Genomic DNA, 18,114 nt, shown 5'->3' with positions numbered 1-18,114 from the left:
TCCCACCGAGAGAGGCGGCCGCGTCACCGACGCGGCCGCCTCTGCGCGTGTCCGGCGCCACCTCGTGGGTCGCGTCCCTGTCACGGCGCGCGGTCAGGCCGACGGCGTCCAACCGCCCAGCCAGTCCGCGACTTCCTGGTTCGCGGCCTGCGCGTCGGTCAGGAGAGGGCGGTCGGTGCTCGTGGGGCCCGTGGCCGCGCCCGGGCCCTTGTTCATGTACTCGGCGAAGCGGTCGTCCTTCCAGGAGAAGCCGCTCATGTCGGTCCAGGGGGTGGTCCGGATCGCGGCGCTGAGGGTGGTGTTGCGCACCGTGGTCTGCGGGTCGAGGGTCGCGTCGCCGCCGGCGTGCCAGGGGCGGCCGAGGTAGAAGGTGCGGTCGGAGACGTCGCCGTTCACCGTGGAGTTGGCGATCAGGATGCCCTTGCGGCCCGCCGCCGTGCTCGGGGCGGTGATGTAGCCGGCCGAGGTGCCGTTCCATCGCTTCTTCAGGGTGATGACCGACTTGTCGATCACCGCGGTCGCCCGGCCGAAGATGAAGTCGACGTTGCCGATGACGTACGAGTTGGTCATGTAGACGCGGCCCAGCTTGTCCTTGGACGCGGTGTCCACCAGCAGGGTGTCCTGGTCGCCGCTGACGATGACGCCGTCGAGGAACACCTTGTCGGCGGCGGTGCGCAGGGCGACCGCCTGACCGGCGATGTTCTGGTGTGCGCCCTCGTCGAAGTCGTTGGAGAAGGTGAGGTTGCGGGCCTGGAAGTCGTCCGCCTCCACGGCGACGGTCGCGCTGCCGCCGGTGCCGTACGTGCCGGAGCCGTCCGGCTTGGGCGTACCCGACGCGTTGTTGTAGACGATCGTCGTGTCCTTGCGGCTCGCGCCCGAACCCTGGATGGTGACGTGCGGCTTGTTGGACGGGACCTTGACGACCTCGCGGTACGTCCCCGGCTTCACGGAGATGACGACGCGCGAGGGGTTGTTCGCCGGTACGGCGTTCACGGCGGCCTGCACGGTCCGGTACTGGCCGGAGCCGTCGGCGGCGACGGTGAGCGTGGTGGCGGCGGCGGCCTTGGTGGTGGCGCTCGCCGCGGGGGTGGACGCGGTCCCGATGCTCGGACGCGGCCCCGCGCCCGCCTTGAGGAGCGCGGGCACGTCGGCGGTCCTGTCGAGGGTGTACGCGTAGAAGGACCTGGGATCGAAGGCGGTGCCGCCGCTCTCGTTGCGCCCGCTCGTGCCGGTGAAGGTGTTGCCCTTCTGGACGATCGTCGCGGTGCTGTCCTTGGTGACCGGGTTGTTCATGCCCTGGAAGTAGGAGTTCTCCAGGACCATCCTCGTCCTGCCGCGCGAGTAGTTGCCGTACGACGACTTGATCGTGGTGCCGGCCGCGTCCTTTAGGAAGTTGTTGTAGAGGTGCGCGTGGGCGGCGTTGTCCGTGGACGGGTTGCGCTGCTCGGTCTCGCGGAACCAGTTGTGGTGGATCGTGATGTCGGTGACGACGTTCGTGGTCCAGCCGATGCCGAAGGTCTTGTTGTTGTCGCTCAGCTTGTTCCAGGACACCGTGACGTTGGTGCTGTCCTTGCGGACGTCGATGAGCCCGTCGGCCATGTGCCGCAGATCGTTGTGGTCGATCCAGACGTGATGCGCCCCGTCCATCTGGATCGCGTCGAAGTCGTGGTCCTTGTCGTTCCAGACGCCCTGGTACGTGTCCCGGATGGTGAGGTTCCGGATGATCACGTTGTGGACACCGGTGCCGAGGAAGAACCCGCCGCCGACGATCTGTCCGGAGGTCCCGGCGCCCACGATCGTCTTGTCGGAGGCGACCTTGATCTCCTTGCCGACCGGGTTCATGTTGATCGTCGCCGCGACGACGATGACGTAGGGCTCGGCGGCCGTCGCGTACTTCTCCAGGTCGGCGAGCGTCTTCACGGTGACGGTCTTGCCGTTCCGGCCGCCGTACGTCCCGTTCTGCCCGAGCGAGTCGACGGACGCGAAGCCGTCGGCGGTGGCGGTCGCCCAGGCCGGCGCGGCGGGGGCCGCGGACGCGCTGGCCTGCGCGTCCGTGCCGAACAGCCCGAGGTCCGAGCCGTAGGCGAAGGTGCCGGCGGCCGTGAGGGCGAGAGGCATGCCCACCGCCACGGCGGTCCTGCGCCTGCGGTGCCGGGGCTTGCGACGGATGTCGGTCATGTGTGGGGTTCCGTTCCGTGGGAGGGGACCATCCGGAAGAGGTGCCGGTCACCGGGGGGTCGCCGCTCACGGCGGAAAGGTTGCCGAGCTCAGGGAGATTCGTCGGGGAGTGCGTCGGCGCGGGCCCTACGGCAGCTCGGGCGGAGGCGTCGGCGCCCCGGGCAGCCGTACGGTCACCAGTGTGCCGTCGCCCTCCGCGCGGGCCACCGTGATCTCACCGCCCGCCTGCTGGACCGTACGCGCGACGATCGACAGGCCGAGGCCCGAGCCCGGCAGGGCCCTCGCGCTCGGGGAGCGCCAGAAACGGTCGAAGACGAACGGGAGTTCGCCCTCCGGGATGCCGGGGCCGTGGTCCCGGACGGTCAGGACACCGTCGGACAGCCCGACCTCGACGGAACCCGCCGCCGGACTGAACTTCACCGCGTTGTCCAGGATGTTGACCACCGCCCGCTCCAGCGCGGCCGGCTCCGCCCGGACGTACCAGGGATCCAGCGAGGCCGTGATCGTCAACTCCGGGCCCCGCAGCCGGGCCCTGCGCAGGGCCGACTCCACGGTGTCCTCCAGTGAGACCACCTGGACCCGTTCACCCCGCTGGGCGTCCGAGCGGGACAGCTCCTGCAAGTCGCCGATCAGTGCGGCCAGTTCGGTCATCTGCGCCTTCACCGACGCGAGCAGGGCCTTGCGGTCCGCCTCCGGGATGGGGCGACCGGTCTCCTCGCTGCGGGTGAGCAGCTCGATGTTCGTCCGCAGGGACGTGAGAGGCGTGCGCAACTCGTGCCCGGCGTCCGCGATGAGCTGCTGCTGAAGCTCACGGGAGTCGGCCAGGGAGGAGGTCATCGAGTTGAACGACCGGGACAGCCGGGCGACCTCGTCCTCGCTGTCGTCCTCGACGGGGATGCGGATGCGGAGATCGTCCGTGCGGGCCACGTGCTCGACGGCCTCGGTCAGCTTGTCCACGGGGCGCAGGCCCGCGCGGGCGACGGCCAGGCCTGCGGCGCCGGCCGCGAGGACGCCGATGCCGGAGACGAGGAGGAGGATGAGGGCGAGTTCGTTGAGGGTCTTCTCGGTGCTCTTGAGAGGGGTGGCGAGGACGAGTGCCACCGGCCCATCGGTGGTCTGCACGGGCAGCGTCAGAACCCGAACGGCCTCACCGTTCTCGGCCCTGCTGTCGTAGAAGACGCCGTCGGCGGTGTCGTCCGCGTTCGCGATGACCTTCCGGTCGTTGGCGGAGACCCTCACCTTGCCCGCGGAGAACGAGTTGACGCAGACGGTGTCGTCTTCCGTCACCACCTGGAAGTAGCTGTTCCCCAAGAAGCTCTTGTTGGGTTGTGTGTCCTGCGGACACATCCTGAGGACGTTCTCGATCTGGTCCTCGAGTCTCGGCTGCGCCACCATCTTCTTCAGGTCGCCGTCGACCTGCTCGTACAACTTCCCCTGCACGATGAACCAGCAGGTCACCGAGACCGCGGCCACCGCGAACGCCACCGCCGCGGCGACCAGCATCGACAGCCGGGCCCTGATGGGAAGGGTCCGCAGCCGTCGTACGACCCGGTTCACTCCGCGCCGCCCTGCCGCAACACGTATCCCACACCCCGCACCGTGTGCACGAGGCGCGGTTCGCCGCCGGCCTCCGTCTTGCGGCGCAGGTACATGACGTACACGTCGAGCGAGTTGGACGAGGGTTCGAAGTCGAAGCCCCACACCGCCTTGAGGATCTGCTCGCGGGTCAGGACCTGGCGCGGGTGCGCCATGAACATCTCCAGGAGCGTGAACTCGGTACGGGTCAGCTCCATGGCCCGCCCGGCACGCGTCACCTCCCGGGTGGCGAGGTTCATGCGCAGGTCGGCGAAGGTGAGGGCCTCGTCGTCGTCGGTGTTCGCGCCGGCCGCCGCGGCGTAGGAGCTGCGCCGCAGCAGGGCCCGTACGCGGGCGAACAGCTCGTCCAGTTCGAACGGCTTGACCAGGTAGTCGTCGGCGCCCGCGTCGAGTCCGGTGACGCGGTCGCCGACGGTGTCGCGCGCGGTCAGCATGAGGATCGGGGTGGTGTCCCCGGCCCCGCGGAAGCGGCGGGCGGCGGTGAGGCCGTCCATGCGGGGCATCTGGATGTCGAGGACGACCAGGTCGGGCCGGTAGACGGTCGCCTTCTCCAGGGCGTCCGCGCCGTCCACGGCGACCTCCGTGGCGTAGCCCTCGAAGGCGAGGCTGCGCTGGAGTGCCTCGCGCACCGCGGGCTCGTCGTCGACGATCAGGATGCGCTGGGTGTCTCGGTCGCCTTCGGCGGGGTTCATGACGTGGATCCTCAGGTGCGGGGGGCGGCGGGGTGCTGCGGGCGGAAACCCTCTCAGCCTCGCATCGTAGTGAGCCGGTTCAACGGCACCTTGCGACGGTGCGGGCGGGCGGCGCTGGTGCGCAGGCCCATCAGCTGCGGGGCGGCGACCTCCGCGGCCCGTGTCGGTGCGGTCGGGGCGTGCAGCTCGTACGCCACGTCGAGGGCCAGGGCGAGGTCGGCGGCGCCGACGCCGGTCACCGGGTGCGAAACCTGCTTGATCATGACGTCCTCCCTGAGCGCTGGAAGGGAGCTCAGCTGTCGGAACCGCCGGCCCGCAGGGTGGCGAGGTCGGCCTTGACGGTGTCGATCGGGATGGCGAAGCCGAGGCCGACGCTGCCGGCGGTGGAGGAGGTGGCGTCGGCGGCGGAGTACATCGCGGAGTTGATGCCGATGATGTCGCCGTTGGCGTCGATCAGGGCGCCGCCGGAGTTGCCGGGGTTCAGGGAGGCGTCGGTCTGGAGCGCCTTGTACGTCGTGGTGGACGAGCCGGTGTCGCCGTTGAACTGCCGGCCGCCGAACTCGAACGGCCAGCCGCCGCCCTGCTGCTGTTGCTGCCGGCCCTGGCTCTCGTCGGTGGAGACGGTCACGTCCCGGTCGAGGGCGGAGATGATGCCGCTGGTCACGGTGCCGGTGAGGCCCTCGGGGGAACCGATCGCCACGACCGTGTCGCCGACCTTGACGCCGTCGGAGTCGCCGAGGGTGGCCGCCTTCAGGCCGGAGGCGTTCTCCAGCTTGATCAGGGCCAGGTCCTTCTTGCTGTCGGTGCCGACGACCTTGGCGGTGTACTCCTTGCCGTCGCTGGTCGACACCTTGATGGCGGAGGCGCCGGCGACGACGTGGTTGTTGGTGAGGATCTCGCCGTCGCCGGTGATGATCACGCCGGAGCCGGTCGAGGAGCCGCCGCTGAGAGCGGCGTTGATCTCGACGACGCTCGGGCTGACCGCGGCGGCGATGCCGGCCACGTCGCCGCTCCTGCTGGCCGGCACCACGCTGGTGGTCGTGGAGGAGGTGACCACCTGGTCCTTGCCGGTCAGCTCCTGGATGCCGTAGGCGGTGCCGCCGCCGATCGCCGCGGCGGCGATGGCCACGGCGGCGAGCAGGGCGACCGGGCCGCGCGTCGCGCGCTTCTTCGGAGGCACGGGCGCGGGCTCGGCCACGGGGGTCAGGTGAGCGGTCCCGCCGCCGTCGCCGTCACCGGCGGCCGCGGTGCCCCACGCGCCGGCCGGCTGGGCCGGCGCCTGCCCCACGGCGGTCGGCGCGACGGGCCGCTGAGCGGCCGGCCGGTACGCCGGCGGGGGCGGCCACTCCGGGTTCACGGGGACGGAAGCGTGCTGCGGGGCGCCCTGGTACGGGTTCTCATGGTTCTCGTACTCGCCGCTGCGGCGGATGCTCTCGGTCATGGAACAGAGCTTTCCGCCCGACCATGAGAGCTGCCTGAGTGCTCCCTGAGAAGCCCGGCAGAACCTCGTGTGCCCGTGATGAAGACGGTCCCCGCACAGGACCGGCCGCTCTCGGAGAAGTCTCACGCGGGGTGGACGGATGCCGCCCGCGGGGTCACTCGCAGCCGCAGGAGCGGCGGACCACCAGCCGTGACGGGAACACCTTGAGACGTTCGCGGCGCGAGCCCGCGACCCGCAGCCCGTCGTCCAGGACGAGGTCGACGGCCGCGCGGGCCATCGCCGAGCGGTCGGAGGCGACCGTCGTCAGCGGCGGGTCGGCGAGCGCGGCTTCCTTGATGTCGTCGAAGCCGGCGACGCCCAGCTCGCCGGGCACGTCGATGCGCAGTTCGCGCGCCGCCCGCAGCAGGCCGATCGCCTGGTCGTCGGTGGAGCAGAAGACGGCCGGCGGCCGGTCCGGTCCCGACAGCAGCTCCAGGCCCACCTTGTAGGCGTCGTAACGGTTGTAGGGGGCCTCGAACAGTCGCCCCTCGGTGGGGATGCCGGCCTCGTCCATGGCCCGCCGCCAGCCCTCGACGTGGTCGGACACCGGGTCGCCGACGGAGGGCGTGTCCGCGGTGCCGCCCACACAGGCCACGTAGTCGTAGCCGTGCTCCAGGAGGTGGCGTACGGCGAGCTGGGCGCCACCCAGGTCGTCGGTGACGACGGCGACGTCGTCGATGGCCTCGGGCCGCTCGTGCAGCAGCACCACACGGGCGTCCCAGGCGTCGATCTCGGCGGCGGCGTTGTCGTTCAGCGCGTGGCTGACCAGGATCAGGCCGGAGACCCGCATGCCCAGGAAGGCGCGCAGATAGTGGACCTCGCGCTCGCCGATGTAGTCCGAGTTGCCGACCAGCACCATCTTCCCGCGCTCGGAGGCGGCCTGTTCGACCGCGTGCGCCATCTCCCCGAAGAAGGGCTGGCGCGCGTCCGGGACGATCAGGCCTATGAGGTCCGTCCGCCGTGAAGCCATCGCCTGCGCGACCCGGTCGGGCCGGTATCCCAGCTCCTTGATGGCGGCGAGGACACGCTCGCGCGTGGCCGGGGCGACCGGCCGGGGTCCGTTGTTGATGACATAGCTGACGACGGCGGTGGACGTCCCCGCCAACCGCGCCACATCATCCCTGGTTACCTTGGCCACGCGCGGAGTCTACGCGGATGGATCCGCCCCGGGCAGGGCGTCTCACGGCTTCCCTGCGCGGGAGCGACGCCCGGCCTGAGCGGCGGCTATGCCTCCGCGGAGAGCTCCGCGGCGCCCACGGGCGCCCCGTTGTCCGCATCCTCCGGCTTTGCCCGTCCCGCGGTGGCCTTGGCCTCTTCGGCGGCACGGTCGATCTTCTCGGGAGTAACGAATCGATAACCGACGTTGCGGACGGTTCCGATCAGCGACTCGTGCTCCGGGCCGAGCTTGGCGCGCAGCCGTCGTACGTGCACATCGACCGTCCGGGTACCGCCGAAGTAGTCGTAGCCCCAGACCTCCTGGAGGAGCTGGGCACGGGTGAAGACGCGGCCGGGGTGCTGCGCCAGATACTTCAGCAGCTCGAACTCCTTGAAGGTGAGGTCGAGGACCCGGCCCTTGAGCTTGGCGGAGTAGGTCGCCTCGTCGACGGACAGGTCGCCGTTGCGGATCTCCATGGGGGAGTCGTCGTTGACGATCTGCTGACGGCCCGTCGCCAGCCGGAGCCGCGCTTCGACCTCCGCCGGGCCGGCGGTGTCGAGCAGGACGTCGTCGATGCCCCAGTCGGCGGTGACGGCGGCGAGACCGCCCTCGGTGACGACCAGGACGAGCGGACAGCCGGGGCCGGTGGAGCGCAGCAGCTGGCACAGGCTGCGGACCTGTGGGAGGTCACGGCGCCCGTCGATCAGGATCACGTCGGCGCCCGGTGTGTCGACGAGGGCGGGGCCCTCCGCCGGGGCCACTCGCACGTTGTGCAGCAACAGTCCGAGCGCGGGCAGCACCTCCGTCGACGGCTGGAGGGCGTTGGTCAGGAGCAGCAGAGAACTCATACGTCTGGTTCCTCCTCGGTCCCTGCGAGGACGTTTGCGGCACTGCGGCACTGCTCTGCGCGTCCCGGCGCCCGTACACCTGCGGTTTCCCGCTTCGTATACAACGCTTCCGAAAGCACGAAAGGACCCGGGGGCAACGCTGCCCGAGTCCTCTGCCCAGCACAATAGCCCACATGAGCAACGGTCCGGCAGGTCATGTGGCACGTTCCACCGTTCGTCCGAACCCTGAGACGGGCGCGGGCGCACCGTTGCGGACGTTCCTGCCCACGGCCGACGGCGTCTCCATCGAGTCCGTGTACGACCCGGGAGCGGTCGGGTCCGACGCCTCCGCGCCGCCTTCCCGCGACCTGGTGTTCGTCGTGGCCCACGGATTCACCGGTGACGTGGACCGCCCGCACGTGCGCCGGATCGCGGCGGCGCTCGCCCGGCACGGGGCCGTCGTCACCTTCTCCTTCCGCGGGCACGGCCGATCCGGCGGCCGCTCCACCGTCGGCGACCGAGAGGTCCTCGACCTGGACGCGGCCGTCGCCCGGGCCCGCCGGCTCGGGCACACGCGCGTGGCCACCGTCGGCTTCTCCATGGGCGGCTCGGTGGTGCTGCGGCACGCGGCCCTGCACACCGGCACGGTCGACGCGGTGGTCTCCGTCAGCGCCCCCGCCCGGTGGTACTACCGAGGTACGGCACCCATGCGCCGGCTGCACTGGCTGGTCACCCGCCCCGCGGGCCGCCTGGTCGGCCGCTACGGCTTCCGTACCCGCATCCAGCACCGCGGGTGGGACCCCGTCCCCCTCTCCCCGGTGGAGGCGGTCCCGCGGATCGCGCCCACACCGCTGCTGATCGTCCACGGCGACAGCGACGGCTACTTCCCCCTCGACCACCCCCGCATGCTGGCCGAGGCCGCCGGTGACCACGGCGAACTCTGGGTGGAGGCCGGCATGGGCCACGCCGAGCAGGCCGCCACCGACGACCTCCTCACCCGCATCGGTACCTGGGCGGCCGCGCGGGCGGGCTAGCCTGACCCTGTCGACCACCGAAGAGACTGACTGAGGGACGAGATGGCAAAGGTCACGGTGCGCTACTGGGCGGCCGCCAAGGCCGCGGCCGGAGTCGCCGAGGAGCCGCACGACGCGGACACCCTCGCCGAGGCGCTCCAGGCCGCGCGGGAGCGACACCCCGGCGAACTCGTGCGTGTCTTGCGGCGTTGCTCGTTCCTCGTCGACGGTGACCCCGTGGGCACCCGCGGACATGAGACGGTACGGCTGGCCGACGGCGGCACGGTCGAGGTGCTCCCGCCGTTCGCAGGAGGGTGAGATGAGCGACCAGCCGTACGAGGGCCAGTACCCGCAGGGATACGACCCGTACCAGCAGCAGGCGCCGCGGCAGCGGGAGTGGCCGGCCCGGCAGCAGGAGTACGGGTACGAGGACCCGCAGGCCCACCTCCAGCACACCCAGCAGTGGCAGGGGCAGACCTGGGAGACCAGCGTGCAGCCCCCCATCGCGGCGGCCGACCCGGCGGAGACGGCCTACCTGCCCCCGCAGACGGGCGAGGCCCCGGCCTGGCAACCATCCCAGTACCCGCAAGACCCCTACGGGCAGGGCCAGGCCCCGCAAGGTCAGCGGCAGCCACCCCCGTACCCGCAAGACCCGTACCGGCAGGGCCAGGCCCAGCAGCACCCGCACGAGCAACAGGCGCAGCACCAAGCGCCGCACGGGCAGCAGGCGCCGCACGGACAGCAGGCGTCTTACGGACAGCAAGCGCCGCACGCGCCGCACGGACAGCAGACGTCGTACGGACAGCACGCGCCGCACGGACAGCACGCGTACGGGCAGCAGGCGTCGTACGGGCGGCAGCCGGCCGCCCACGCCGCGCAGCCCGCCCCCGTGCCGGCCCCTGCCGCTCCCGAGGTGCTGCCGGAAGGTGAGGGCGGGCCGTCCTACGGGCCCGCCACCATGGCCGGCAACGCGCGCGTCACCGACGCGCAGCGGGCTCGCCTCGAAGGCCGTTCGCCGATCATCGAGCCCGGCATGCAGCCCGCCGCGCTCACCGCGCTCCTCGGCCTGCTCCTGTCCGGTACGGCGGCGATCGGCACGTACGCACTGGTCGTCCCGCTCGTCGTCCTCCAGGCCGTCACGGCGGCCGGTTGGTTCCGGCTGAACGGCATGTGGCCGGCCCGGCAGGGCATCGCGCTGGCCTTCCTCGGTGCGCTGGTCTCCGACGTGGCGCTCCTCGCGGCCGGCCGGGAGAACGCCCCGGCCGCGATCCTGGGCAGCCTCGGCGTCTGGGTCCTGCTCTGCCTCGTCCTCCAGCTCCGCTCGCACGCCGACCCCGACGAGCGTATGTACGGCCTGATGGCGACGGTCGCCTCGTCCGCGCTGGCGATCCTCGCGACCGGCCACCTCGGGGCCGACCCGGACGCGGTGACGGTCGGCGCCGCCGCGGTCGCCGTCGCCGTGGTGGCCCGCGCGCTGCCGCTGCCGACGCCCGCGTCGGTGGTCGTCGCGCTGCTCGCGGCGGCGGGCGCGGGCATCGCGGTCGGCGGGATGACCGGGCTGGGCGCCGAGGGCGCTCTGCTCGGCGCGGGCGCGGCGACCTGCGCGCTCATCGGCCACCGGGTGGCGAGCTACGACTACCCGTCGCGTTTCGTGCACTTCACGGCGGGCGTGGCCCTGCCGCTGGCCGCCGCGGCACCGGCGGTGTACGTGCTGGGACGGGCGCTGGGGTAGGAGGCGGACGGTCGCCTGTGTCACAGGTGATCGACAAACTCCGGACACCCTCCGCGTCCGGAGTTACCGTGAGTGGTCAATGACCGTCCGACCATCCAGGTGGGGGAACAACCGCATGCGAGCGCTTCGAATACTGCTGGTCGTCGTCGTGGTTCTGGGCGGCCTGTTCGTGCTCGCCGACCGCCTCGCCGTGAACTTCGCCGAGGGCGAGGCCGCGGACAAGCTCCGGGCGAACGAGAACCTGGCGACCACCCCGGACGTGTCCATCAAGGGCTTCCCCTTCCTCACCCAGGTCGTCGGCGGCGAGCTGGACGACGTCGAGGTCGGCATCGACGACTACGAGGCCGTCGCCGGCGCCGACGGCCGGAAGATCCGCATCGACGATCTCAAGGCGGACATGAAGGGCGTCGAGTTCTCCGGCGACTACAGCTCCGCCACCGCGTCCAGCGCCACCGGCACCGCGTCCATCAGCTACGCGGAGCTGCTGAAGACCGCCAAGTCCGAGCCCACCGAGATCGGCCCGGCCACGGCCCGGGTCATCGGTCTCTCCGACGGCGGCAACGGCAAGATCAAGGTCACCGTCGAGGCGAGCATCGGCGGCACCAAGCTGCCGCAGCCCGTCGCCGTGCTGAGCACGGTCACCGCCGAGGGCGACACCGTCCGGGTGCACGCCGACTCGCTGCCCAGCTTCGGTCCGTTCCAGGTCGCCGAGGACGAGGTGCGCGGCATCACCGACTTCGAGCAGAAGATCGACGACCTGCCCGGCGGCATCCAGCTCGACAAGGTCGAGGCGGCGAAGAACGGTGTGGAGATCACGGTGAAGGGTTCCAACGTCCGCCTCGCCGGGTAGTCCACCGGTGGACGACGGGTGTCCGACAGGCGAGACGCCGCCGTCCGGCCCGTAGATGTGCCGGTGGAAACAGATCGACATGAGCGCCCGGAAGCCGTGCGGTGACGGCCCGGGCGCTTCGTGCGTCTCGCTATGCGGACGATCGTGTCTCATAATGCGGAGCGCTGGTGACACGTCCGCCCCAACCTCCCTACGATCGACCGCATGAAGCAGCGACAGGCGGATCTCACGAAGCGGCGGGCAGTAGACCTATGCCGCGTCGCCGCCATGCTCTGTCGCCCTGTCTGAGCGGAAGCCCAGCCGGCCTTCCGCGCCCTCCCGACGCCCTCCTCCCAGGGCGTCCGTGCGTCGGCCGCCGGCGAGACCCGGCCGCGCACCCTCCTTTCTTGCACCCCCGCCGTAACTGCCCCGGAGGAGAACGAGCATGAGCCGCAGCGACGTCCTGGTCGACGCCGACTGGGTCGAGGCCAACCTCGACAACCCGGACATCGCCATCGTCGAGGTCGACGAGGACACGTCCGCGTACGAGAAGAACCACATCAGGAACGCGATCCGGATCGACTGGACCCAGGACCTCCAGGACCCGGTCCGCCGTGACTTCATCGACCAGCAGGGCTTCGAGAAGCTCCTGTCGGCGAAGGGCATCGGCAACGACACCCTGGTGATCCTGTACGGCGGCAACAACAACTGGTTCGCGTCCTACGCCTACTGGTACTTCAAGCTGTACGGCCACGAGAACGTCAAGCTCCTCGACGGCGGCCGCAAGAAGTGGGAGCTGGACGCCCGCGAGCTGGTCGAAGAGGTGCCCGAGCGCCCCGAGACCACCTACCGGGCCAAGCCGCAGAACACCGCCATCCGCGCCTTCCGCGACGACGTCGTGGCGGCCATCGGCTCGCAGAACCTGGTCGACGTCCGGTCGCCCGACGAGTTCTCCGGGAAGCTGCTCGCCCCGGCCCACCTGCCGCAGGAGCAGTCGCAGCGTCCCGGCCACGTGCCCAGCGCCCGCAACATCCCGTGGTCCAAGAACGCCAACGACGACGGCACCTTCAAGTCGGACGAGGAGCTGAAGGCCCTCTACGCCGACGAGCAGGTGGACCTGTCCAAGGACACCATCGCCTACTGCCGCATCGGTGAGCGCTCGGCCCTGACCTGGTTCGTGCTGCACGAGCTGCTCGGTGTCGAGAACGTCAAGAACTACGACGGCTCCTGGACCGAGTACGGCTCCCTGGTCGGCGTGCCGATCGAGCTCGGCGCCGGCAAGTAACCCAACCGACCCGACCTTCTGGTCAGACACCTCTGGAGAAAGACATGTGCGGAGCGAAGGCCGGCGGCCCGGACGCCTCGACGATCAAGCCCGGTGAGACCACCATCCAGGGTCAGGTGACCCGCGACGGCGAGCCGGTGACCGGTTACGTCCGGCTCCTCGACTCGACCGGCGAGTTCACCGCGGAGGTCCCCACCTCCGCCACCGGACAGTTCCGCTTCTACGCGGCCGAAGGCACCTGGACCGTCCGCGCCCTCGTGCCCGGCGGCACCGCCGACCGCACGGTCGTCGCCCAGCGGGGCGGCCTCGCGGAGGTCGCGATCGCCGTCTGAGACCGACGCTGACGGGCGCTGACCGACACCAGTCGGACGCGGACGGCCGGACGGCCGCGGGGCCGCACCTCTCGGGTTGGACACCTGAGGTGCGGCCCTTCGGCGTGTCCGGCTCCGGTTCGGCGGGCCGTGCCGGACCGCCCCGCCCGGACCTACCCTGGAGACATGTACGCCCGCCGTCGGCACGCCTACTTCGCCATGATGGGCACCTGTATCGCGCTGTTCGTCCTGGCCTGGGGCGTCGTACGCCTGTGGTCGGTTCCCGTGGCCGTCGGGATGTGTGTGGTCGCGATGGTCATCCCCCCGCTCGCCGCGGTCGTCGCCAACCGGCGCGGCCCCGAGGACCGTTGGTGGGACGACCCCTCCGGCGATCCGAAGTCCGACGAGTGGTGGGACGAGCTGGACGGGAAGAAGCGGCACCCGTAGGAAGGTGGGCAGGTCCTGCGTGAGGCCGTCCACCGCGGTGCTCGACGCGTACGAGCCGGTCGGGTCCGCCATGCGGCTGCTCGAATACGTGGTGCGCGCCGGGAACCCGAACCGGGCCCTCGGCGGCCCGCGCCCGGAGCCACCGGCTCGGCGCACGCCTTCGAGAACGGACCGGTACAGGTCCGCCCGTCCGACCCACCCGCGGACCTGACGAGCAGCGGATGACGCCGCGCCTCGACAGCGAGGTCGGGCCTCCTGGAGAAGGAGACGGGTCGGGCCGTCACCGCGGGCGCGCGGCTCGCCGCGTACCAGCCCCAGGGCGGCGTACGGGCCTGCCCGGCCCCTCGGCCACCGGCTCCGCCGGTAGGTGGAGACGTCTCAGTAGACGAGCGCCTGGGTCTCGTCCGCCAGCGCCTCCTGCACGAACACCTGCGCCCCGGCGATCCGTACGCCCTCCAGGACGTCCTTCTCGGTGATGTCCCGCCGGGCCGCGCACTGCGTGCACAGCGTGACCTTGCCGCCGAGCAGGAGCGAGTCGAGCAGGTCGGGCAGCGGGGCGGCGTGCGGCAGCTCGAACTCGGCGGCCCGGCCCGGCAGCGCGAACCAGGCGGACTCGCCGGTCAGCCACAGGGAGACCTCCACCCCGCTGGCCACGGCCACCGCCGCCACCGTGAACGCCTGCGAGCACCGTTCGGGGGCATCGGCCCCCGCCGTCACCTTGATCACGAGCTTCTTCGCCATGACCGAATCGTAAGCAACGGCTCCCCTCTCCTCGATGTACGGGCCGGAGCAGGGGCGGTCGGCCCGTACAGCCGCCGACGTGTAGGCGGGTCGTCCAGGCGCCGGCCGCCGCGGCGACGCCCCGGCGAGGGCCCACCTCCCAAGGAGAGCCGGTCCCCGGCCGCGTAAGCTGGGGCGCGGCCCTGTTGTACGTCATCCCGAAGCACGCTCATCCGAGGAGCACCCCGTGGAGATCTTCTTCGAAGCCCTGCTGGTCCTGGTCTGCGTCGGCGTCCTCGCCTTCGCCGGGCTGACCGTGAAGAAGCTGTACCAGGGCCAGCGCTGACCCACGTCTAGGAAGTGCCACCGATGATCGAGATCCCGTCCGACCTGCACAAGGACCTCGTCCCCCTCGCCTTCCTGCTGGGCACCTGGGCGGGCGCGGGCGTGCACGACTTCCCCGGCTCCGAGAAGTGCAACTTCGGACAGGAGGCCACCTTCTCGCACGACGGCCGGGACTTCCTGGAGTACCACTCCCGCACCTGGGTCCTGGACCAGGACGGCAACAAGGTCCGCCCCCTGGAGTCCGAGTCCGGCTTCTGGCGGATCGACGCCGACCGCAAGGTCGAGGTGACGATGGTCCGCGACGACGGTGTCGTCGAGATCTGGTACGGCGAGATGGCCGACAAGAAGCCGCAGATCGACCTGGTCACGGACGCGGTGGCCCGCACGGCCGCCTCCGGACCGTACACGGGCGGCAAGCGCCTGTACGGCTACGTCAAGAGCGACCTGATGTGGGTGGGCGAGAAGCAGACCCCCGAGGTCGAGCTGCGCCCGTACATGTCGGCCCACCTGAAGAAGGTCGTCACCCCGGAGGAGGTCGAACGCTGGGCGAAGGCCCTCCCGGACGACATGCCGGACGACGGCATCGCCTTCTTCAAGTAGGCGGCCCCACGCCGAAAGGGTCCTAGACTCTTCGGTGTGGTGAGCACCGACTGGAAGAGCGATCTGCGGCAGCGCGGTTACCGGCTGACCCCGCAGCGGCAACTCGTGCTCGAAGCCGTGGACACCCTGGAGCACGCGACCCCCGACGACATCCTCGTGGAAGTGAGGAAGACGGCGTCGGGGGTCAACATTTCCACCGTCTACCGGACGCTGGAACTCCTGGAGGAGCTGGGGCTGGTCAGCCATGCCCACCTCGGGCACGGGGCGCCGACGTACCACCTCGCCGACCGGCACCACCACATCCACCTGGTCTGCCGTGACTGCGGCAACGTGATCGAGGCGGACGTGGACGTGGCCGCCGATTTCACGGCCAAGCTCCGCGCGACCTTCGGCTTCGACACCGACATGAAGCACTTCGCGATCTTCGGCCGCTGCAAGGACTGCGCGGCCGGCGCCGCCGAGGGTGCGACCGGCGAGGGACCGACTACCGAGTCGTAGGCTTACGTCCATGAAAAGCCCTCTGCTGTCCCTGCCCGGCGCCGTCCCCGCCGAGGGCGTGGACGAAGGCGTCGCCGCCCACTACGGCGACCTGTTCCGCGAGCAGCGCGCCCTCGCCGAGGGCACCGGATTCGTCGACCTCTCGCACCGCGGAGTCGTCACGGTCTCCGGCGACGACCGGCTGAGCTGGCTGCAGCTCCTGCTCACCCAGCACGTCAGCGACCTGCCCACCGGCCGGGCCACCGAGGCGCTGATCCTCTCCGCGAACGGCCACATCGAACACGCGCTTTATCTCGTGGACGACGGCACGACCGTCTGGGCCCACGTCGAACCCGGCACCCAGGACGCGCTGATCGCGTACCTGGAGTCGATGAAGTTCTTCTACCGCGTCGAGGTCGCCGACCGGACGGCCGACACCGCGGTCGTGCACCTGCCCGCCGGTTCCATCACCGAGGTGCCCGAGGGCGTCGTCGTCCGCGAGACGGCGTACGGCCGTGACCTGTTCCTGCCGCGCGCGGACCTGGAGTCCTACGCCGCGAGGTCCGGCCCCGTCGCCGGGCTCCTCGCCTACGAGGCGCTGCGCGTCGAGCAGCACCGGCCGCGCCTCGGCTTCGAGACCGACCACCGCACCATCCCGCACGAGCTGGGCTGGATCGGCACCGCGGTGCACCTCCAGAAGGGCTGCTACCGGGGCCAGGAGACCGTCGCCCGCGTGCAGAACCTGGGCAAGCCGCCACGCCGGCTGGTCTTCCTGCACCTCGACGGCAGCGAGGTCCACCTGCCGCCCGCCGGCACCGAGCTGCGCCGCGCCGACGAGGGCCCCGACGCCCGCAGGATCGGCTTCATCACCACCTCCGTACGCCACCACGAGCTGGGCCCGGTGGCACTGGCCCTGGTGAAGCGGAACGTCCCGCTGGACGCGCCGCTGCTCGCCGACACCACGGCGGCGGCACAGGAGGTCGTGGTCGAGCCGTGACCCCCGGCCCCGGTCAGATCTCGAGCAGCACGGTGAACGGGCCGTCGTTCGTCAGCGACACCCGCATCTGAGCGCCGAAGCGGCCCGTCGCCACCGTCGCGCCGAGCGCGCGCAGCCGGGCGACGACCTCGTCCACGAGCGGCTCGGCGACATCGCCGGGGGCGGCCGCGTTCCAGGTGGGGCGGCGGCCCTTGCGGGCGTCGCCGTAGAGCGTGAACTGGCTGATCACGAGGAGCGGGGCGTCGATGTCGCCGCACGACCGCTCCTCGCTCAGCATGCGGATCGACCACAGCTTGCGGGCCAGCTGCGCGGCCTTCTCCCTGGTGTCCTCGTGAGTGACCCCGACGAGGACGCACAGCCCTTCCCCCTCGATCGCTCCCACGGTCTCGCCGTCCACGACGACGCTCGCCCCGTCCACCCTCTGCACCACTGCACGCATGCGCCCCATCATGCCGTGCGGACGGCGGACCCCGGCGAGGGCTTCTTTTCAATCCTTAAGCCATCATCTGGGCCGTTCGGGGGCACTCGGTCACATTGGGGCCACTTGGGGTGGCACGATGCTTCCCACACGCCGGTCGAGGGGACGGTAGAGCACATGAGCACACCGAGTACCGGGCAGCTGGGGCTGACCACCCAGCGTCCGCCCGTGCAGCGCACGGACAGTCCACCCTGTCCGCCGCCGACGGAACCACCCGCACACGAGTTGACCGCGCTGAGGCTGCCCGAGCTTCGCACCCTGCGCCGGGACGCGCAGCGCGACGAGGCCGACCTCAGCTACCTACGACGGCTGCTCCAGGGCCGCATCGACATCCTGCGCGCGGAACTGGCCCGGCGTTCTCCTGCCGGAGCGGCGTCCGTCGTGGACCGCCTGCCGGAGATCCTCACCGACGCCCCGGCCCGTCACCGCTCCTCCGCCCGGCACGTCACGCTGGGTACCCCGCAGAGCGAGGAGTACCGGCGGCTGGCGTCGGAGATGCTCGCCGAGGTCGAACTCTCCGATCTCAGCGCCCGCACCGACCCCGAACTGCACGAGGCGATGGCCCGCCTCGTCGGTTACGAACACCAGGTCTCCCGCCGCCGCCAGCACCTCCAGCACACGGCGGACAAGTGCGGCAAGGAGATCACCCGCCGCTACCGGGACGGAGAAGCCCAGGTGGCCGATCTCCTGCTCTGAAGTCCCGGCCCGCCGGGGGAGTCCGAGGACGAGGCGCACGGCGCCGCCGGGAGGTCGGGGACGCAGCCACCGGGACGGGGTGGGGGAGGGGGGGGGGGGGGGGGGGGAGACCCCCCCCCCCCCCCCCCCCCCCCCCCCCCCCCCCCCCCCCCCCCCCCCCCCCCCCCCCCCCCCCCCCACCCACACCCCCCCCCCCCCCCCCCCCCCCCCCCCCCCAAACCCCCCCCCCCCCCCNTCCCCCCCAGTCCCGCCCGA

The 18,114-nt window shown here is 71.4% G+C and carries 21 protein-coding genes; 12 read left to right on the top strand and 9 right to left on the bottom strand.

Translation table 11 applies throughout. The annotated features are described in order from the left end of the window. Nucleotides 1-93: 93 nt before the first annotated feature. The 7 genes from ACZ5Y0_RS33650 to ACZ5Y0_RS33620 form a co-directional block, all read right to left on the bottom strand. Nucleotides 94-2,178, bottom strand: coding sequence for a pectinesterase family protein (locus tag ACZ5Y0_RS33650; RefSeq protein ID WP_469132451.1), 2,085 nt, complete (start codon nucleotides 2,176-2,178; stop codon nucleotides 94-96). A gap of 126 nt (nucleotides 2,179-2,304) precedes the next feature. After that, on the bottom strand, nucleotides 2,305-3,735 hold the full coding sequence (locus ACZ5Y0_RS33645) for a HAMP domain-containing sensor histidine kinase (RefSeq protein WP_469132450.1): 1,431 nt from the start codon (nucleotides 3,733-3,735) through the stop codon (nucleotides 2,305-2,307). Next, nucleotides 3,732-4,466, bottom strand: coding sequence for a response regulator transcription factor (locus ACZ5Y0_RS33640; RefSeq protein ID WP_469132449.1), 735 nt, complete (start codon nucleotides 4,464-4,466; stop codon nucleotides 3,732-3,734). The genes ACZ5Y0_RS33645 and ACZ5Y0_RS33640 overlap by 4 nt, the downstream gene beginning before the upstream one ends. Before the next feature lie 53 nt (nucleotides 4,467-4,519). Further along, nucleotides 4,520-4,729 (bottom strand): hypothetical protein, encoded by a 210-nt coding sequence (locus tag ACZ5Y0_RS33635; RefSeq protein ID WP_469132448.1) that lies wholly within the window; start codon nucleotides 4,727-4,729, stop codon nucleotides 4,520-4,522. 29 nt (nucleotides 4,730-4,758) lie between these two features. Further along, a complete protein-coding gene (locus ACZ5Y0_RS33630) occupies nucleotides 4,759-5,907 on the bottom strand; it encodes a S1C family serine protease (protein WP_469132447.1) in 1,149 nt (382 codons plus the stop codon). A gap of 154 nt (nucleotides 5,908-6,061) precedes the next feature. After that, on the bottom strand, nucleotides 6,062-7,084 hold the full coding sequence (locus tag ACZ5Y0_RS33625) for a LacI family DNA-binding transcriptional regulator (protein WP_467512203.1): 1,023 nt from the start codon (nucleotides 7,082-7,084) through the stop codon (nucleotides 6,062-6,064). An 86-nt stretch (nucleotides 7,085-7,170) separates the two neighbouring features. Then, nucleotides 7,171-7,950: a winged helix-turn-helix transcriptional regulator gene (locus ACZ5Y0_RS33620; protein WP_469132446.1), complete on the bottom strand. Its 780-nt coding sequence runs from the start codon at nucleotides 7,948-7,950 to the stop codon at nucleotides 7,171-7,173. Between the two features lie 173 nt (nucleotides 7,951-8,123). Between ACZ5Y0_RS33620 and ACZ5Y0_RS33615 the strand changes: the two genes are divergently transcribed. The 8 genes from ACZ5Y0_RS33615 to ACZ5Y0_RS33580 all read left to right on the top strand — a co-directional run bounded on the left by ACZ5Y0_RS33615 (nucleotide 8,124) and on the right by ACZ5Y0_RS33580 (nucleotide 13,546). Continuing rightward, entirely contained in the window at nucleotides 8,124-8,963 is an 840-nt protein-coding gene (locus ACZ5Y0_RS33615) for an alpha/beta hydrolase (protein ID WP_469132445.1), read from the top strand. 42 nt (nucleotides 8,964-9,005) lie between these two features. Continuing rightward, nucleotides 9,006-9,260: a MoaD/ThiS family protein gene (locus tag ACZ5Y0_RS33610; protein WP_469132444.1), complete on the top strand. Its 255-nt coding sequence runs from the start codon at nucleotides 9,006-9,008 to the stop codon at nucleotides 9,258-9,260. A gap of 1 nt (nucleotide 9,261) precedes the next feature. Further along, on the top strand, nucleotides 9,262-10,674 hold the full coding sequence (locus tag ACZ5Y0_RS33605; protein WP_469132443.1) for a hypothetical protein: 1,413 nt from the start codon (nucleotides 9,262-9,264) through the stop codon (nucleotides 10,672-10,674). Between the two features lie 115 nt (nucleotides 10,675-10,789). Then, nucleotides 10,790-11,524, top strand: coding sequence for an LmeA family phospholipid-binding protein (locus ACZ5Y0_RS33600; protein WP_469132442.1), 735 nt, complete (start codon nucleotides 10,790-10,792; stop codon nucleotides 11,522-11,524). 204 nt (nucleotides 11,525-11,728) lie between these two features. Next, a complete protein-coding gene (locus tag ACZ5Y0_RS33595) occupies nucleotides 11,729-11,812 on the top strand; it encodes an Ms5788A family Cys-rich leader peptide (protein WP_353850233.1) in 84 nt (27 codons plus the stop codon). Nucleotides 11,813-11,948: 136 nt separating this feature from the next. Continuing rightward, nucleotides 11,949-12,788 carry a sulfurtransferase gene (locus ACZ5Y0_RS33590; protein ID WP_469132441.1) on the top strand — a complete coding sequence of 280 codons (840 nt, stop codon included), beginning with the start codon at nucleotides 11,949-11,951 and terminating at the stop codon, nucleotides 12,786-12,788. A gap of 44 nt (nucleotides 12,789-12,832) precedes the next feature. Next, nucleotides 12,833-13,120 (top strand): DUF1416 domain-containing protein, encoded by a 288-nt coding sequence (locus tag ACZ5Y0_RS33585; RefSeq protein WP_361788538.1) that lies wholly within the window; start codon nucleotides 12,833-12,835, stop codon nucleotides 13,118-13,120. Between the two features lie 165 nt (nucleotides 13,121-13,285). Next, nucleotides 13,286-13,546, top strand: a complete 261-nt coding sequence (locus tag ACZ5Y0_RS33580) for a DUF3099 domain-containing protein (protein ID WP_469132440.1) — start codon at nucleotides 13,286-13,288, stop codon at nucleotides 13,544-13,546. Between the two features lie 378 nt (nucleotides 13,547-13,924). Here the strand turns inward: ACZ5Y0_RS33580 and ACZ5Y0_RS33575 are convergent, their stop codons facing one another. Further along, nucleotides 13,925-14,287, bottom strand: coding sequence for a DsrE family protein (locus ACZ5Y0_RS33575; protein ID WP_469132439.1), 363 nt, complete (start codon nucleotides 14,285-14,287; stop codon nucleotides 13,925-13,927). A 348-nt stretch (nucleotides 14,288-14,635) separates the two neighbouring features. On the opposite strand from ACZ5Y0_RS33575, the gene ACZ5Y0_RS33570 reads away from it, so the two are divergent. Genes ACZ5Y0_RS33570 through ygfZ form a run of 3 tightly spaced genes read left to right on the top strand, consistent with a single transcriptional unit; the run spans nucleotide 14,636 to nucleotide 16,685 of the window. Next, nucleotides 14,636-15,211: a heme-binding beta-barrel domain-containing protein gene (locus ACZ5Y0_RS33570; protein ID WP_467512186.1), complete on the top strand. Its 576-nt coding sequence runs from the start codon at nucleotides 14,636-14,638 to the stop codon at nucleotides 15,209-15,211. A gap of 36 nt (nucleotides 15,212-15,247) precedes the next feature. Continuing rightward, nucleotides 15,248-15,709: a Fur family transcriptional regulator gene (locus ACZ5Y0_RS33565; RefSeq protein WP_469132438.1), complete on the top strand. Its 462-nt coding sequence runs from the start codon at nucleotides 15,248-15,250 to the stop codon at nucleotides 15,707-15,709. Between the two features lie 10 nt (nucleotides 15,710-15,719). Further along, the gene (gene ygfZ, locus ACZ5Y0_RS33560; protein WP_469132437.1) at nucleotides 15,720-16,685 is read left to right on the top strand and encodes a CAF17-like 4Fe-4S cluster assembly/insertion protein YgfZ; all 966 of its coding nucleotides are present in this window, start codon (nucleotides 15,720-15,722) and stop codon (nucleotides 16,683-16,685) included. Nucleotides 16,686-16,698: 13 nt separating this feature from the next. Here the strand turns inward: ygfZ and dtd are convergent, their stop codons facing one another. Further along, a complete protein-coding gene (dtd, locus tag ACZ5Y0_RS33555) occupies nucleotides 16,699-17,124 on the bottom strand; it encodes a D-aminoacyl-tRNA deacylase (protein WP_469132436.1) in 426 nt (141 codons plus the stop codon). 156 nt (nucleotides 17,125-17,280) lie between these two features. On the opposite strand from dtd, the gene ACZ5Y0_RS33550 reads away from it, so the two are divergent. Then, the gene (locus ACZ5Y0_RS33550) at nucleotides 17,281-17,859 is read left to right on the top strand and encodes an RsiG family protein (protein WP_469132435.1); all 579 of its coding nucleotides are present in this window, start codon (nucleotides 17,281-17,283) and stop codon (nucleotides 17,857-17,859) included. Nucleotides 17,860-18,114 lie beyond the last annotated feature (255 nt).

The organism is Streptomyces sp. NPDC033216, from assembly GCF_055577115.1.
This window is presented reverse-complemented; position numbering and strand designations above follow the sequence as displayed.